The organism is Streptomyces caatingaensis, from assembly GCF_001187435.1.
GTDB classification, from domain to species: Bacteria; Actinomycetota; Actinomycetes; order Streptomycetales; family Streptomycetaceae; genus Streptomyces; species Streptomyces caatingaensis.
In genome coordinates this window covers 339501-355549 of the sequence record NZ_LFXA01000018.1, presented here as the reverse complement: position 1 = coordinate 355549, position 16049 = coordinate 339501, and the positions used below count along the sequence as shown (strand labels likewise).

Here is a 16049-nt window from a genome sequence, read left to right as displayed (position 1 = left end):
CCGGGGCGTTCCGGACGCGCTCGCGCCTTACGACAGGAACGAGTTGATCTCGATCGTCTCGTCGCGGCCCGGGCCGACGCCGATCGCGGAGATCGGGGCGCCCGACATCTCCTCCAGCGCCTTCACGTAACGCTGGGCGTTCTTCGGCAGGTCGGCGAAGGTCTTGGCCTTGCTGATGTCCTCGGACCAGCCCGGCAGCATCTCGTAGACCGGCTTCGCGTGGTGGAAGTCGCTCTGGCTGTACGGGAGTTCCTCGACGCGCCTGCCGTCGATCTCGTAGGCGACGCAGACGGGGATCTGCTCCCAGCCGGTGAGCACGTCGAGCTTGGTGAGGAAGAAGTCCGTGAGGCCGTTGACGCGCGTGGCGTAGCGGGCGATCACGGCGTCGAACCAGCCGCAGCGCCGGTCACGGCCGGTGGTGACACCGCGCTCGCCGCCGATGGTGCGCAGCTTCTCGCCGTCCTCGTCGAACAGCTCGGTCGGGAACGGACCGGCGCCCACGCGGGTGGTGTACGCCTTGAGGATGCCGATGACTCGGTTGATCTTCGTGGGGCCGACGCCCGCGCCCGTGCAGGCGCCGCCCGCGGTCGGGTTCGAGGAGGTCACGAAGGGGTACGTGCCGTGGTCGACGTCCAGCAGGGTGCCCTGGCCGCCCTCGAAGAGGACGACCTTGCCCTCGTCGATGGCGTTGTTGAGGACCAGCGTGGTGTCGGCCACGAACGGCTTGATCTGCTCCGCGTAGCCCAGCAGCTCGTCGACGATCTTGTTGGCGTCGATCGCGCGGCGGTTGTAGAGCTTCGCCAGGATCTGATTCTTGAAGTCGAGGGCCGCCTCGACCTTCTGCGTCAGGATCGACTCGTCGTAGAGGTCCTGGACGCGGATGCCGACGCGGTTGATCTTGTCCGCGTAGGTCGGGCCGATGCCGCGGCCGGTGGTGCCGATCTTCCGCTTGCCGAGGAAGCGTTCCGTCACCTTGTCGACCGTGGTGTGGTACGGCGTGATCAGGTGGGCGTTGCCGCTGACCAGCAGCTTCGACGTGTCGACGCCGCGCTCGTTCAGCCCGCTCAGCTCGGAGAGCAGGACCGCCGGGTCCACGACGACGCCGTTGCCGATGACCGGGGTGCACCCCGGCGAGAGGATTCCGGAGGGGAGGAGGTGGAGCGCGTATTTCTGGTCACCCACGACGACCGTGTGGCCGGCGTTGTTGCCACCTTGGTAGCGCACCACGTAGTCCACGGATCCACCGAGCAGGTCGGTGGCCTTTCCCTTGCCCTCGTCACCCCACTGAGCACCGAGCAGCACAAGTGCGGGCACAGGCGTACACCCCTTCCGGGCGGGGCATGTCCAACGTGCGCAGGTGGCCGTCGCCCGCCTGATACGGGCGCTCACCACCGCTAGAGCCGTCGAACCGGTGCCCCGGATAGACGAAGCCCCTGGCGCAACAGCGACAGGGGCTCTTGCACCGAGAGGTTACCTGAGGAAGGACGAACGTGTCGGCTGCAGACCCGACTGGACAGCAGCTGCTTGTCGTCGTCGACCCGGCCGCGCGGCGTGTGGACGGCGAGTCCGTGCGGATCGCGAGGGATGTGCTGAGCGCCGGATCGGTGGCGAAAATCTGTCTCCCGGACGGCCCCGCGGAGATCGCCCGGGCGGTGGCCCGGCGCGGCCGGAGGCGGACGGTCGTCGTCGGGGACGACCGGGCGTTACTGCGCGTGGTCGCGCTGCTGCACTGGCAGCGGGAGCTGGCGGACGCGCCGCTGGCCTGGGTGCCCGTCGGGCCGCTCCCGGCGGTCTCGGTGGCCCGCGCGCTCGGCGTCCCGCTCGGGGCGGTCGCGGCCGCGCGGGCGGTGCTGGACGGGGTGGAGCGGCGGCTCGGGCTGCTCGCGGACGAGAGCGGGGGGCTGGTGCTGGGCGGGCTCTGGGCGCCGGTGGACCGGGCGCGGGCCGGGGGCGCCGCGGCCTCTCCGCCCTCGGCCCGGCCGTGGTGGTCGCCCGCGGCGCGGACCGCGCGGACGGCGCTGGCCCTGCTGGCCCGGCCCGCCGGGCGCCCGGCGGGCGTGGGGCCGCGGCTGCGGGTCGAGGCGGACGGGGTGGTGCTGTCCGACGCGGACCAGCCGCTGGAGCGCGTCGCGGTGTCCCTCGCCGGGGGGCTCGCGGACGTCGCCGTGCACCCGCAGGGCGCCGAGACGCCGCTGCGGTGCCGGGCGCGGGCGGTCACCGTCTCCGGCCCGGACTTCCGCTACCGCGCGGACAACCGGATACGGGGGCCCGTGGGGATGCGGACGTGGACGGCGCAGGGGGACGCGTGGCGGCTGACGCTGCCGAGGGGGTGAGGCCGGGCGGAGCTCATCCGCCCGGCGTGATCAGCCCCGCCTCGTAGGCGAAGACGGCCGCCTGCGTCCGGTCCCGCAGCCCCAGCTTCACCAGGATCCGGCTGACATGCGTCTTCACCGTCGACTCGGCGACGACGAGGTAGGACGCGATCTCCGCGTTGGACCGCCCCTGGGCGACCAGCACCAGCACCTCCGTCTCGCGCTCGGTCAAGTCCCCGATGCGCTCCTGCGACGGCACCCGCGGCGTGCCCAGCCGCGAGAACTCCTGGATGAGCCGCTTGGTGACCGTCGGGGCCAGGAGCGCCTCGCCGGAGGCGACGATGCGGACGCCGTCCGCGAGCTGCCGCGCCGACGCGTCCTTGAGGAGGAAGCCGCTCGCCCCGGCCCGCAGCGCCTGGTAGACGTACTCGTCGAGATCGAAGGTGGTCAGCACGAGCACCTTCGCGTCCGCGTCCGCCGCGACGATCTCCCGCGTGGCCTCCAGCCCGTTGAGCTCGGGCATGCGGATGTCCATGAGGACGACGTCGGGGCGCAGCTCCGCGACCTTCGCGAGCGCCTGGCGGCCGTCCACGGCCTCGCCGACGACCTCGATGTCGGGCTGGGCGCCCAGCAGGACGGAGAAGCCCTCGCGGACCATCATCTGGTCGTCGACGATCAGCACCCTGATGGTCACGCGGCGGCCTCCGCCGCGGAGACCGGCAGGAAGGCGGTGACCTCGTAGCCCCCGTCGCCCGTCGGCCCGTCCGTCATCTCGCCGCCGAGCATCGCGACGCGCTCGCGCATGCCGAGCACGCCGTGCCCGGCCCCGGGCGAGGGCTTGGCCAGCCGGTCCGGCGGCCCGTTGACGATCCGCAGGCCGAGCCCGACGGGCACGTAGGAGAGCTCGACGCGGGCGACGGCGCCGGGCGCGTGCCGCAGCACGTTGCTCAGCGCCTCCTGGACGATCCGGTACGCGGAGAGCTCCACGCCCTGCGGCAGCGGCCGCACCACCCCGGTGGTGACCCGCTCGACGGTCAGCCCGGCGCCCCGGACGTTGGCCAGCAGCCCGTCGAGGGCGGCGAGCGTCGGCTGCGGGGCCTCGGGGTCGTCGAACGCGTCGGAGCCGTCGGAGCGGATGACGCCGAGGACGCGGCGCAGCTCGGTGAGGGCCGCGACCGCGTTCTCGCGGATGGTGACGAAGGCGGCGGCCAGCTCGGGCGGCGTGTCCTGGACCCGGTACGGCGCGGCCTCGGCCTGGATGGCCACGACGGACATGTGGTGCGCCACGACGTCGTGCAGCTCGCGGGCGATCGTGGTGCGCTCCTCCAGGACCGTGCGCCGGGACCGCTCCGCCTCGGTGACGGCGGTCTGGGCGACGACCTGCTGCCGGGACTCGCGCAGCAGCCGCACGGCGAGGACGGCGAAGAGCAGCACGCCGGAGACGACCAGCAGCTCGAAGAGCCCGTCGACTCCGACGACCGGCCGGAAGACCACGAAGAACGCCGCGATGACGGCCGTCAGCAGCCACATCTCGCCCGCCACCCGCGGCCGCGACCGCATCGCGACGAGCATCATCACCAGCACGTGGACGCCCAGGGCGATCACCACCGCGGACCCGAGGGCGGTCGCGAAGAAGATCGCGCCGACCGAGCACCACCAGGCACCGACCGGGCGCAGGAGGGTCATCAGGAGCGGCACCCCGACCAGCGGGAACGCCAGCAGGCCGATCTCCCCGGCGCCCTGGAGGACCAGGAACCCCGTGGCGGCCACCAGGGCCGCGTGCGGCAGCCACCGCGCGTAGCGGCGGAGCCGGCGCGGCACGACGCGCAGGAGACGGCTGCCGGGCGCGAGCGGCGCCAGCGGCCGGAAGGCGAAGGCGTCGGTGAACAGATCGCGGTGGATGCCGTCGAAAGCGCTCTTGAACATGAGCAGCTCGCTGCGGAAGGAGGTCGGCTCGGGGGTCGGATTCACGCGTTCCACGGTAAGCAGACTTCCGGCGGGCGTCGTCCGCGCCGATGAGGATCTCCGGCCGTCCGTCTCAAGTACTACCCGGCACGTCTCCCAGCACCTCCCCCAGGATCCGCGCCGCCCGCTCCGCGTCGGCGAAGCGGCAGTACAGCGGGGCGAAGCCGAAGCGCAGCACGTCGGGACGGCGGAAGTCGCCGACGACACCGCGCCGGACGAGCTCCGCCATGACCGCCCCGGCGCCGGGGCAGCGCAGCGAGACCTGGCTGCCGCGCTCGGCGTGCGCGGCCGGGGTGAGGGATGTCACCCGGCCGTCCGGCGCGTAGGCGGCCGCGCAGCGCAGGAAGAAGTCGGTGAGGGCGAGGCTCTTGGCGCGCAGGGCCGCGAGGTCCACGCCGTCCCAGACGTCGAGGGCGGCGTCCAGGGCGAGCAGGGAGAGGATGTCGGGCGTGCCGACCCGGCCGCGCGCGGCCCCGTCGGCGGGCCGGTAGGCGGGCTCCATGCCGAACGGGTCGGCGTGCGAGTTCCAGCCGGGCAGCGGGGAGTCGAAGCGGGGCTGGAGGTCGCGGCGGATGTGGAGGAAGGCGGGCGAGCCGGGGCCTCCGTTGAGGTACTTGTACGTGCAGCCGGCCGCGAGGTCCACGCCGTGCTCGTCGAGCCCTATCGGCAGGGCGCCCGCGCTGTGGCACAGGTCCGCCACCACATACGCGCCGGCGGCGTGCGCGGCGGAGGTGACGCCGGGCAGGTCGTGCAGCCGCCCGGTGCGGTAGTCGACGTGGTTGACGAGGAGGGCGGCGGTGCGGGGGCCGCACGCGCGGGCCATGGCGGCGGGTTCGACGGGCCGGACGCGGCGGCCGGTCATCCGGGCCGCCGAGGCGGCGACGTAGCCGTCCGTGGGGAAGGCCGTGGCGTCGACGAGGAGTTCGTCGCGGTCCGGCCCGGCCAGGCGGACGGCAGCGACCAGGGCCTTGAAGAGGTTGACGCTCGTCGAGTCGCCGACGACGACCTGTCCGGGCGCGGCGCCGACGAGCCGTCCGATCCGGTCGCCGACGCGCTCGGGCGCGGTCCACCACCCCGACTCGTCCCACGAGCGGATCCGCAGCCGCCCCCACTCGTGCCGGACGACCTCGGCGAGGCGGGGCGCCACGGCGCGGGGCAGCGCGCCCAGCGAGTTGCCGTCGAGGTAGACGGCGCCGTCGTCGAGGTCGAACGCGGCGCGCAGCGGGGCGAGTTCGTCGCCGGCGTCGCGGTCGGCCGCCTCGCGGGCGAGGTCAGACACGGCTGCGGGCCGTCCACAGCTCGGGGAAGACGGTCTTCGCGGCGCGCTTCTCCAGCCAGGCGACCCCGGACGAGCCGCCGGTGCCCTTCTTGGCGCCCATCGCCCGGCGGGTGGCGACCAGGTGGTCGTTGCGCCAGCGCCACACGCGTTCGGCGATCTCGGTCAGGGTCTCCCCCAGGCGGCACTCGTCGGGGTGCCGCTCCTCCTCGGCGTAGACGCGCTGCCACACGTCCTCGACGGCGGGGTGCGGCTCGTAGGGCGCGCTGACGTCGCGCTCCAGGACGGCGGCGGGCACCGGGTGGCCGCGGCGGGCGAGCCAGCGCAACGCCTCGTCGTAGAGGGAGGGTTCGTGCAGCGCCTTCTCCAGCCGGGCGTGCACCTCCGGGACGTTGCGGTAAGGCACCAGCATGGAGCGGGACTTGTCGCCGAGCAGGAACTCCAGGCGGCGGTACATGGCGGACTGGAAGCCGGACGCCTCGCCGAGCGCGGCGCGGTAGCGGTTGAACTGGCCCGGTGTCAGGCGGGAGATGGGCTGCCAGGAGGCGTTGAGCGCGCCCAGCTCGGCGACGGAGCGGTCGAGCGCGGCCAGCGCGAGGGGCAGGCTGCCGGCCCGCAGGGCGCGCCCGGCGGTCTCCCACTCGTGGACGACGAGGCCGAACCACAACTCCATGACCTGGGTGGTCACCAGGAACGCCGGCTCCCCCGGGTCGTCGGACAGCGGCGTCCGCAGCCGGGCGAGCGCCTCGGCGCGGACGTAGTCCTCGTACGGGGTGGTGGCGGCGAACTCGAGCTCGGGGGGCGTGGGCGGTCGCGACATCGCGGACTCCTCGGGACGTCATGCCTGCGGGTAGCGGTCCGCCCCTTCCTCTCGCGCGTGGAGCCCCGGTCCCCTGTCGGCATCATCCGTCCCGCGCGGCACCCGTGCAAGGGGTCGTCCGGCCGGAACCGGCCGCCCGGAGGCGGGAGTTCCGGCCGGGACGGGATCAGCCCAGGGTGCTGGCGGCCGTCGGCGAGCTCTCGCGGAGGAACGTCGTGCAGCGCTCGTACTCCTCCTGCTCCCCGATCGCCTGGGCGGCGCGGGCGAGGGCGTGCAGCGCGCGCAGGAAGCCGCGGTTGGGCTCGTGCTCGAAGGGCACCGGGCCGTGGCCCTTCCAGCCGTTGCGGCGCAGCGCGTCGAGGCCGCGGTGGTAGCCGGTGCGGGCGTACGCATACGACTCCACGACCCGGCCCGCCTCGAAGGCGTCGTCGGCGAGCTGGGCCCAGGCGAGCGAGGAGGCGGGGTACTTGGCGGCGACCTCGGCGGGGGCGGCGCCGGAGGCGAGCAGCTCGCGCGGCTCGGGGTCGTCGGGCAGGTGGGTCGGGGGCGGTCCCCCGAGCAGGTTCTCGTGAATGGCCATGGCCTCCAGTCTGCCCTGTCGCCCCGCCGGGCGGGGAGGCCGCTCAGTCCCCGGGCCGGCGCTCGCCCGGGTCCAGCGGGGGTGCCGTCACCCCGCAGTGGTAGGCGCACTCGGGGTGGGGGCGGCCGCGCCGCGGGGCGCGGATCGTCGTCCAGGCCAGCAGCGCCCCGGCCACCAGGGCCCCCGCGCACCACAGCATCGCCCGCTGGAACGCGGCGCCGAAGGCCGCCGGGTCGCGGTACGCCTCCGGGCCCATCCCCGTCAGCAGCGGCAGGGCGGCCACCGCCACCAGGCCCGCGGCCCGCGCGGCCGCGTTGTTGATGCCGCTGGCCAGGCCCGCCCGGCCGACGTCCACCGAGGCGAGCACGGTGGCGGTGAGCGGGGCGACCAGCGCCGACATGCCCAGGCCGAGGACGACCAGCGCGGGCAGCACGTCCCGCCAGTACACGGCGCCGTGGCCGGCGCGGGTCATCAGCAGCATGCCGGCCGCGCACAGCAGCGGGCCGACGGTCAGCGGCAGCCGGGCGCCGACGGCCTCGCCGACGCGGCCGGCGCGGGGGGAGAGCAGCAGCATCAGCACGGTGGTCGGCAGCAGGGCCGTGCCCGCCTCCAGCGCGGACCAGCCGGAGACGATCTGGAGCTGGAGCACGGAGAGGAAGAAGAAGCCGCTGAACGCCGCGTACACGCAGACGGTGACCGCGTTCACGGCGGAGAACGTCCGGTTCGCGAAGATCCCCGGCGGCATCATCGGTTCGGCCAGGCGCCCTTCGAGCCGGACGAAGAGGACGCCGAGCAGGACGCCGGCGACGCCCGGCACGATCACCGCGGGCGAGGCGCCGTGGCCGGGGGCGGCGATCAGGGCGTAGGTGGTCAGCCCGAGGGCCAGCGCGCCCAGGACCGCGCCGAGCACGTCGAAACGGCCGCGGGCGGTGGGGTCGCGGGTCTCGGGCACGTACCGCAGGGCGACCGGGACGCACACGGCCGCGATCGGCAGGTTGACGAGGAACACCCAGCGCCAGCCGGGCCCGTCCACCAGCCAGCCGCCCACGAACGGCCCGACCGCCGAGGCCACGCCGCCCAGCCCGGACCAGGCGCCCACCGCGGCCGCCCGGTCGTCGGGGTGGAAGACCGCCTGGAGCAGGGCGAGCGAGCCGGGGGTGAGCAGCGCCCCGCCGATGCCCTGGAGGGCGCGGGCCGCGATCAGCACCCCGGCGTCCGGGGCGATCCCGCAGAGCAGCGAGGCGAGCGCGAACCAGACGATGCCGAGGACGAACACCCGCCGCCGGCCGAAGCGGTCGCCCAGCGCCCCGCCGAGCAGGATCAGTCCGGCGAGGGTGAGCATGTAGGCGTTGACGGTCCACTGGAGGACGGCCAGGTCGGCGTGGAGGTCGGTGCCGATGTGCGGCAGGGCCACGTTGACGACGGTGCTGTCGAGGAGGGCCATGCCGGAGCCGAGGACGGCCGTGAGCAGGACGAACCGCCCGGTGGGCGTGCCCATGCGGACGGCCGGGCCGGCCGCGGGCCGGGGTGCCGCGCCCTCCTCGGCCGTGCGGTCCCGGCGGTGCGGGTCGCGGCCTGTGTCGCTCATGGTCCGATCGTCCCCCGCCGCGGCGCGCGCGGCCATGCGAGAGGGGCCCGGCGCACCGCCGGGCCCCTCCGCGTACCGCCGTGCCGCCTACTTGCCGAGCTTGGTGCCCGTCGAGCGCAGGTCGGCGCAGGCCTTGGTGACGCGCTCGGCCATGCTCGCCTCGGCCAGCTTGCCCCAGGTGCGCGGGTCGTAGGCCTTCTTGTTGCCGACCTCGCCGTCGACCTTCAGGACGCCGTCGTAGTTCTGGAACATGTGGGCCGCCACCGGGCGGGTGAAGGCGTACTGGGTGTCCGTGTCGAGGTTCATCTTCACGACGCCGTTCTCCAGCGCGGTGCGGATCTCCTCCTCCGTGGAGCCGGAGCCGCCGTGGAAGACGAAGTCGAACGGGTCCTGCTTGCCGTGCTTGGCGGCGATGCCGTCCTGGAGCTCGCGGAGCAGCTCGGGGCGGAGGACGACGTTGCCCGGCTTGTAGACACCGTGGACGTTGCCGAAGGAGGCGGCCAGCAGGTAGCGGCCGTTCTCGCCCAGGCCCAGCGCCTCGGCGGTCTTCTCCACGTCGGCGACGGTGGTGTACAGCTCGTCGTTGATCTCGTGGCTGACGCCGTCCTCCTCGCCGCCGGTCGGGGTGATCTCGACCTCGAGGATGATCTTCGCCTTGACGGCCTCGGCGAGGAGCTCCTTCGCGATGGCGAGGTTCTCGTCGAGCTTCTCGGCGGAGCCGTCCCACATGTGGGACTGGAACAGCGGGTTGCGGCCGGCGGCCACGCGCTCCTGGGAGATCTTCAGCAGCGGGCGGACGTAGCCGTCCAGCTTGTCCTTGGGGCAGTGGTCGGTGTGCAGCGCGATGTTGACCGGGTACTTCTCGGCCACGACGTGCGCGAACTCGGCCAGCGCGACGGCGCCGGAGACCATGTCCTTGCTGTACTGGCCGCCCAGGAACTCCGCGCCACCGGTGGAGATCTGGATGATGCCGTCGCTCTCCGCCTCGGCGAAACCGCGCAGCGCGGCGTGCAGAGTCTGGGTCGAGGTCACGTTGATGGCCGGGTAGGCGAACTTGCCTGCCTTCGCCCGGTCGAGCATCTCGTTGTAGACCTCGGGGGTTGCGATGGGCATCTGTCCGCTCCTTGTGATGTGCGGGTGGGCTTCGGGGATGACCCTGACCTAGGGGGCGACGTGAGCCGTCGCCCCCATCTTCCCAGACTCCCCGAATTGCTCCACATGGCGCTTCCGCCAGATACGGCGGTGGGCGCGTGGTTTCACGTGAAACCACGCGCCCACCGGGGACGCCCTGGGGATAACCGCAGGTCAGGCCAGGTCGAGGTCGGCCAGCTGGTAGCCGGTGACATAGCGCAGACCGGCGTCGGCGATGGCCTGCGCGGCACCGCGGTCGACGATCGTCGCCACGGCGACGACCTCCGCGCCCGCCTCGCGGGCCGCCTCGACGGCGGTCAGCGGGGAGCCGCCGGTGGTCGAGGTGTCCTCGACGACCAGGACGCGGCGGCCCTTGATGTCCGGGCCCTCGATGCGGCGCTGCATGCCGTGCGTCTTCTGGGCCTTGCGGACGACGAAGGCGTCCAGCCGGCGGCCGCGCGCGGCGGCGGCGTGCAGCATCGACGTGGCGACCGGGTCGGCTCCGAGGGTGAGCCCGCCCACGGCGTCGTACTCCAGGTCGGCGGTGGCGTCCAGCATCACCTGGCCGACCAGCGGGGCGGCCTCGGCGTCCAGGGTGATCCGGCGCAGGTCGATGTAGTAGTCGGCCTCCTTGCCGGAGGAGAGGGTCACCTTGCCGTGGACGACGGCCTTGTCCTTGATCTGCTGCAGCAGGGCGTCACGCGCGTTCATGGACATGAGCTTAGGCCAGCGTGCGCCAGGTCCACGTCGTGGAGATCTCCAGCGGATCGATGGGGGTGACCAGGCGCGGCAGGGTGTTGAGCCCGTTGGGCGGGCCGGACTGGGGCTCCACGCAGACGGCCTCGTCCTGCTCGTCGTAGACGACGACCCACTCGGCGCGGCTGGTGACGGTGAGTTCCAGGGCGCCCGGCCAGGTGAGGGTGACCCGCACCCCGTCGGGCATCCCGAAGCAGTCGTCCCAGGGGCCGGGCCTCGGGTCGATGCGGTTGCCGGTGGGCAGGTGGTCGTCGCCGCGCTCCTCCTGCCAGGCGGGGGCGAAGTCGATCTGGACGTCGCCGCCGGTGCCGAGGTTGCGCCGGAACCAGGGGTGCCAGCCGGCCTGGGCCGGGAAGGAGTCCGCGGCCGCCTCGACGCCGAGGGTGAGCGTCAGGGAGTCCTCGGCGAGTTCTGCCATCTGGGTGACGCGGCCGGCGTAGGGCCAGGGCGTGTCGGCCAGTTCGTAGGTGAACGCGGCGAAGGTGTCCTCCGCGCGGACCGTGCGCCACGGCACGTCGCGTCCGGTGCCGTGGATGGCGTGGGGCGGGTGGTTGACCGGCATCTGGTGCGTCTCGCCGCCGTTGCGGAAGCGGCCCTCCGCGATGCGGCCGCACCAGGGGACCATCGGGAACGAGCCGTACGTGGGCCCCTGCCGGAGGAGTTCGAGCCCGCCGACCCGGAGGCCGGAGAGGCGGCAGCCCCTTCCGGTGTCCACGGTGACCCGGGCGGGGCCGGCGCTGAGGGTGGTTGTCTGGGCGTTCGTCGTCACAGGACCGACGATAGGTCGCGGCCGCGCGCCGCGCGGGCTCCGCCCCGCCTAGCGGCGCCGGCGCAGCACCCGGCCCACCACCACCGCGGAGGCCAGGGCCACGGCCGCCGCGGGGGCCGCCCAGCGGAGGGCCGCCCGGCCCGTGGTCGTCTCGGGGGCCGGGACGGGGGCGTAGCGGCCACGCGGGGGCGCGTGGTCGACCTCCTCCGCGCTGCGGCCGATCATCGTGCGGCGGGCGTGGGCGGCCTCGGCCGGGGGCTCGCCCCCGGGGACGTCCTCGGCGACGACGTCCTCGACGACCTCGGCCACGACGTCCGCCACCACGTCGTCGTCCGCCGGCACGTCCTCGGCGGTCCCCGCCTCCTCGGCGTCCTCCGCGCCGGCCGACTCGGCGTCCGCGTCCGGGAGTTCGTCCCGCTCGTGCGCCAGCGTCCCCGCCAGCGCGGTCGCGAAGCGGTCCATGAGGCGGCGCCCCGCCGCTGCGGCCGTGCGGGCGTCCACCTCGGCCAGCCGCCCGGCGCGCTCGACCGTTCCGGTGCAGGCCAGCCGGGTGCCACCGGGGGCCTCGGCGGGCACGGCGAGCAGGGTGAGGCGCACCGTCGCCGAGCCGCGCGCCTCCGTGCCCTCGGCCGTCAGCTCGTGCGCGCCGTCGCGCACGGCCACCCGGAGCGTCCCCCGGTAGGTGATCGTCGATCCGCCGATGCGCAGCCGCAGCCGCCCCGCGACGGCCTCGCCCGGCGCGTCCCCCGCTCCCCCCGCGTCCCGCTGGAGGCCCGGCACGCACCGGGCCACCCGCTCGGCGTCGGACAGCGCCCGCCGGACGTCGCCGACGGGAAACGGAACGAAAACCTCATGCTCCATGGCATGCGAGCCTACCCACCGGTTTCCCCCGCAGGGACTCCCCGGTCGGATCCGTGGCAAGTTTCCGGCGGAACGCGGACGTCCGGAACGCGGGCGTCCGCGCGGCGGGACCGGGGAGGCGGCGGGGCGGTGTCAGTCGGCGACCGTGAAGCGCTCGCCGACGTGCTGGGGCTTCTCGATCTCGTCGATGAGGGCGACGGCGTAGTCCTGGGCGGAGATGCGGCTCTTGCCGTTCTCGTCGACGACGAGGTCGTCGAGGGCGGTGCGGTAGGTGCCGGTGCGCTCGCCGGGCTCGATGGTGGCGGCGGGGCTGACGTTGGTCCAGCGGACGTCGGTCACCGTGCGGTAGAAGTCCAGCGCGTCGCCGTGGGCGTGCATGATCTGGAGCAGGAACTCCGGCAGGCCCTCGGCGTCCCAGACCTGCTTGCCGTCGGGGGTGCGCAGCGAGCCCGCGCCGCCGACCGCGATCAGCCGGGGGGCGGCGTCGCCCAGCGTGCGCAGCCCGGCCACCAGCGACTCGGCGGCCGGCTTGATGGTGGCGAGGTGGCCGGGGCCGTCGCCGCTGCCGCCGCCGACCGCGCTGACGACGACGTCCTGGCCCTCGGCCACGGCCGCGACGGAGGCCGGGTCGAGGACGTCACCGGTCACGACGGTGAGGGCGGGGTGCTCGACGGTGACCTTGGAGGGGTCGCGGACGACGGCGGTCACCTGGTGGCCGCGGTCCAGCGCCTCGCGCAGGACGCGGCTGCCGATCATGCCGTTGGCGCCGAAGAGAGCGATCTTCGCCATGGGAATCTCCTGAGGAAGAGGAAGGGTGGGGAGGGAAAAGGGGTTACGCGCCGGTTCCATGGTCGTCCAGGGCCCGGGTGAGCGCGCGGGCGGACGTGGTCGGTCCGCCGAGCCGCCGCACCGTGCCGTCGGCGGAGTGCAGCAGCAGGGTGGGGAAGCTGTCGACGCCGAGCCGACGGGCCTCGCGGAAGCCGGCCAGGGCCTCCTGGCGGGTCTCGGGCCGGGCGTACGCCGCGACGGCCGCCTCGGCGTCCAGGCCGCCGGCCTCGTCGGCCACGGCCTTGAGCGTCGCCGGGTCCGAGAGGCTGAGCCCGTCGACGTACCAGGCGCGCTGGAGGGCGCCCGCGAGGTCGAGCGTCCGGTCCGGGGCCTGCCGGGCCAGCGCGACCAGCGCGGTCGCGGCGTCGGCCGAGTCGAGCACGGTCGTGCCGTCGGCCACCGCGCGCCGGTAGGCCGGGCCGAAGACCGCGCCGGTCAGCTCGGCGATGCGGGCGTCCGACTGCGGGATGTACGAGGCGTAGGCGCCCACCGGCTGGGCGCGGGCGCCGGTGAACAGGCCGCCGCTGAGCACCCGCAGGTCCAGCCGGTCGGCGTTCACCGCCGCGAACTCCCGCACCGTGGGCCCGAAGCCGTAGCACCATCCGCAGTAGGCGTCGAACGCGTACGTGACCTTGTGCCGGGGCTGCTGTGCCATGCCGTTCACCTCTTCCGCAACATCGTTTTGTCATCAACCACTCTGGTGAATGACATCGACCTTAGGCAGCCGGAAAGCCGCCGACCAGGTACGCTCGGGTCTTCTCATGGTGAAAAAGCGACATGCCGACGACATCCTCGATCTCACCTACACCCCGCCGCCCGGCGCCCCGGCCGGCGTCGAGGTGATGACCGTCGCCGAGCTGCGCACCCGGGCCACCGAGGGTTTGCTGCAACGGCCCCAGCGGCTCGACTTCCACCAGCTCGTCGTCGTCGACTCCGGCGCCGCCGCCCACAGCGTCGACTTCACCGGCTACTGGCTGACGGAGGGCTCGGTGCTGTGGGTGCGCCCCGGCCAGGTGCAGAGCTTCGGGGACGCCACCCGTATCGAGGGCACGGTGATCCTGGTCCAGCCCAACTTCCTGCCGTCCGGCAGCGCGGTCGCCGCCATGGCCGACGACCCCTTCCACCCGGTGCTCTGGCAGCCGGTGGGCGACGACCTGGAGGCCGTCGCCCTCGCGGTGCGGCACCTGGCGGCCGACTACCGCACCGGCGCCGGGCTGCCGCCCGCCGTCCACGCCGACGTGCTGCGCCATCTGCTGTCCGTGCTCGTGCTGCGGCTGGCCCATCTCACGGCCCCGGTGGGCAGCCGGGTCGCGGCGCCGACGGACGCGTTCGTCCGCTTCCGGGCCGCGGTGGAACGAGACTTCGCGACCAGCCACCGGGTCGCGGACTACGCCCGCGCGCTGGGGTACGCGCCGCGCACGCTGTCGCGGGCGACGCTGGCGGCGGCGGGCATGGGGGCGAAGGAGTTCATCGACCGCCGGGTCGTCCTGGAGGCCAAACGGTTGCTGGCGCACAGTGACCTGCCGGTCGTCAGGGTCGGGGAACGCGTCGGCTTCGAGGACCCGGCCAACTTCTCCAAGTTCTTCCAGCAGCGCGCGGGGCTCACCCCCGGCGCCTTCCGCGCGGCGGCGCGCAGGACCGCCTGACGCCCGCCCCCTACTCCCCGTACCGCGGGTGCATCAGCGTGGACGGCGCCGCCGCCCCGCCGTCCAGCGCCCGCAGCCCGGCCGGCGGCCCCACCGGCGCGCGGCCCGCGAGCACGAAGGCCCAGCCCTGGCCCGCCCCCGGCGTCCGGTACGGCCGGGTGTCCAGGCCGACGGACCGCACCGTCGCGTCCACCGTCCGCACGTCGTGCTCCCGCTCCCCCACCCGCCCCGCGTGCACCACCAGCCGGCCCGCGTCGCTCAACTGCCGCGCCACCAGCCCGTAGAACTCCTGCGAGTACAGCTTCGCGCCCCCGGTCCCCTCCGGGCCCGGCAGGTCGCAGACCACCACGTCGTACGCCTCCCCGGGCCCCGCCGGGGGCCGGCCGCGCAGCCACTCGAAGGGATCGGCGTGCGCCACGGCGACCCTCGCGTCCCGGTAGGCGCCGCCGTTGAGCCGGACGAACCGGGCGTCGGTGCGGGCGAGCCGGACCACGGTCGCGTCCGGATCCACCACGGTCACCGCCACCACACCCGGATACCGCAGCACCTCGTGCACCGCGATGCCGTCGCCCCCGCCGAGCACCAGCACCCGCCGGCGCGGCCCCTCCATCGCCGGGCGCACCAGGGCCTCGTGGTAGCGCGAGGGCTCGCCGGCGGCCCGCAGCCGGCCGTCCAGGAAGAGTGCGGGCGGGCGGCCGTCCACGTCGCCGCCGGTGAGCACCACCTCCTGCAGGCCGGTGCGCACCGCCACCCGGACGTCCGCCCCGTAGACCGCCTGCCGGGCGGCGCGCTCGAACGGCCCGCTGAGCGCCGAGCAGAGCGCGAGCAGCGCGAGCACCAGCCCGTTGGCCGCCATCACCGCCCAGCGGGCGCGCGCGCTCAGATCGCCCCGGAAGAGCCAGAGCACCAGCGCCCCGCCCGCGGCCGCGTTGACCGCGCCGGTGACCAGGGCGCCCGTCAACTGGCCCAGGACGGGCAGCAGGAGGAAGGGGAAGGCGAGCCCGCCCACCAGCGCGCCCACGTAGTCGGCGGCGAAGAGGTCGGCGACCGCGCCGCCCGCGTCCTGCCGCCGGATCCGCTGGATCAGGGTCATCAGCAAGGGCACCTCGGCCCCGGTGAGCACCCCGATGAGCAGCGAGAAGCCCACGAGCGCGGGCCAGGCCCGGCCGTACCAGGCGAAGCAGGCGTACAGCGCCATCGCCGACAGGCCGCCCGCCAGGGCGAGCACCGCCTCCACCGCCGCGAAGCCGAGTGCGGCGCGGGCGCGCAGCCGTTTGGCGAGCAGGGAGCCGACCCCCATGGCGAACACCATCACCGAGAGCACGACGGACGCCTGGGTGACGGAGTCACCGATGAGGTACGAGGCCAGGGCGACCAGCTCCAGCTCGTACACCAACCCGCAGGCGGCGCAGATGAAGACCGTGGTCAGCACGAGGAGGCGGCCGATCCCGGCCGGTACGGGCAGTCGTGCGGGTACCGGACGGTAGATCATGCGGGAACGCTACGTCACGATCCGG

General features: G+C 74.4%; 16 protein-coding genes. 2 read left to right on the top strand and 14 right to left on the bottom strand.

The genetic code is table 11. The annotated features are described in order from the left end of the window. Positions 1–27: 27 nt before the first annotated feature. On the bottom strand, positions 28–1314 hold the full coding sequence (locus AC230_RS28320) for an adenylosuccinate synthase (protein ID WP_049719199.1): 1287 nt from the start codon (positions 1312–1314) through the stop codon (positions 28–30). Positions 1315–1490: 176 nt separating this feature from the next. Here AC230_RS28320 and AC230_RS28315 point away from each other — a divergent pair, with 176 nt between their 5' ends. After that, positions 1491–2333, top strand: a complete 843-nt coding sequence (locus AC230_RS28315; protein WP_049719198.1) for a hypothetical protein — start codon at positions 1491–1493, stop codon at positions 2331–2333. A gap of 13 nt (positions 2334–2346) precedes the next feature. Here AC230_RS28315 and AC230_RS28310 read toward each other — a convergent pair whose 3' ends face one another. The 12 genes from AC230_RS28310 to AC230_RS28255 all read right to left on the bottom strand — a co-directional run bounded on the left by AC230_RS28310 (position 2347) and on the right by AC230_RS28255 (position 13541). Beyond that, positions 2347–3006, bottom strand: a complete 660-nt coding sequence (locus AC230_RS28310; RefSeq protein ID WP_078871637.1) for a response regulator — start codon at positions 3004–3006, stop codon at positions 2347–2349. After that, the gene (locus AC230_RS28305; protein ID WP_049719529.1) at positions 3003–4238 is read right to left on the bottom strand and encodes a sensor histidine kinase; all 1236 of its coding nucleotides are present in this window, start codon (positions 4236–4238) and stop codon (positions 3003–3005) included. Before AC230_RS28305 ends, AC230_RS28310 begins: the two co-directional genes overlap by 4 nt. A 112-nt stretch (positions 4239–4350) precedes the next feature. Further along, positions 4351–5556 (bottom strand): kynureninase, encoded by a 1206-nt coding sequence (gene kynU, locus AC230_RS28300; RefSeq protein WP_049719197.1) that lies wholly within the window; start codon positions 5554–5556, stop codon positions 4351–4353. Beyond that, a complete protein-coding gene (locus AC230_RS28295) occupies positions 5549–6373 on the bottom strand; it encodes a tryptophan 2,3-dioxygenase (protein ID WP_049719196.1) in 825 nt (274 codons plus the stop codon). Before AC230_RS28295 ends, kynU begins: the two co-directional genes overlap by 8 nt. A gap of 166 nt (positions 6374–6539) precedes the next feature. Next, positions 6540–6953: a DUF3151 domain-containing protein gene (locus AC230_RS28290; RefSeq protein ID WP_049719195.1), complete on the bottom strand. Its 414-nt coding sequence runs from the start codon at positions 6951–6953 to the stop codon at positions 6540–6542. A gap of 43 nt (positions 6954–6996) precedes the next feature. Continuing rightward, a complete protein-coding gene (locus AC230_RS28285) occupies positions 6997–8451 on the bottom strand; it encodes an MFS transporter (protein ID WP_049719528.1) in 1455 nt (484 codons plus the stop codon). A 177-nt stretch (positions 8452–8628) separates the two neighbouring features. Further along, a complete protein-coding gene (gene fbaA, locus AC230_RS28280) occupies positions 8629–9654 on the bottom strand; it encodes a class II fructose-bisphosphate aldolase (RefSeq protein WP_049719194.1) in 1026 nt (341 codons plus the stop codon). Positions 9655–9846: 192 nt separating this feature from the next. After that, on the bottom strand, positions 9847–10383 hold the full coding sequence (gene pyrE, locus AC230_RS28275; protein WP_422125648.1) for an orotate phosphoribosyltransferase: 537 nt from the start codon (positions 10381–10383) through the stop codon (positions 9847–9849). A 10-nt stretch (positions 10384–10393) separates the two neighbouring features. After that, the gene (locus AC230_RS28270) at positions 10394–11197 is read right to left on the bottom strand and encodes an aldose epimerase family protein (RefSeq protein ID WP_049719192.1); all 804 of its coding nucleotides are present in this window, start codon (positions 11195–11197) and stop codon (positions 10394–10396) included. 48 nt (positions 11198–11245) lie between these two features. Beyond that, positions 11246–12058, bottom strand: coding sequence for an SRPBCC family protein (locus AC230_RS28265; RefSeq protein WP_049719191.1), 813 nt, complete (start codon positions 12056–12058; stop codon positions 11246–11248). 132 nt (positions 12059–12190) lie between these two features. After that, positions 12191–12847, bottom strand: coding sequence for an NAD(P)-dependent oxidoreductase (locus AC230_RS28260; RefSeq protein ID WP_049719190.1), 657 nt, complete (start codon positions 12845–12847; stop codon positions 12191–12193). Positions 12848–12890: 43 nt separating this feature from the next. Then, positions 12891–13541 carry a DsbA family protein gene (locus AC230_RS28255; RefSeq protein ID WP_049719527.1) on the bottom strand — a complete coding sequence of 217 codons (651 nt, stop codon included), beginning with the start codon at positions 13539–13541 and terminating at the stop codon, positions 12891–12893. A 106-nt stretch (positions 13542–13647) separates the two neighbouring features. On the opposite strand from AC230_RS28255, the gene AC230_RS28250 reads away from it, so the two are divergent. After that, a complete protein-coding gene (locus AC230_RS28250; RefSeq protein ID WP_049719189.1) occupies positions 13648–14532 on the top strand; it encodes a helix-turn-helix transcriptional regulator in 885 nt (294 codons plus the stop codon). A gap of 10 nt (positions 14533–14542) precedes the next feature. On the opposite strand, the gene AC230_RS28245 is transcribed toward AC230_RS28250, so the two are convergent. After that, positions 14543–16024 (bottom strand): polyamine aminopropyltransferase, encoded by a 1482-nt coding sequence (locus AC230_RS28245; RefSeq protein ID WP_049719188.1) that lies wholly within the window; start codon positions 16022–16024, stop codon positions 14543–14545. Positions 16025–16049 lie beyond the last annotated feature (25 nt).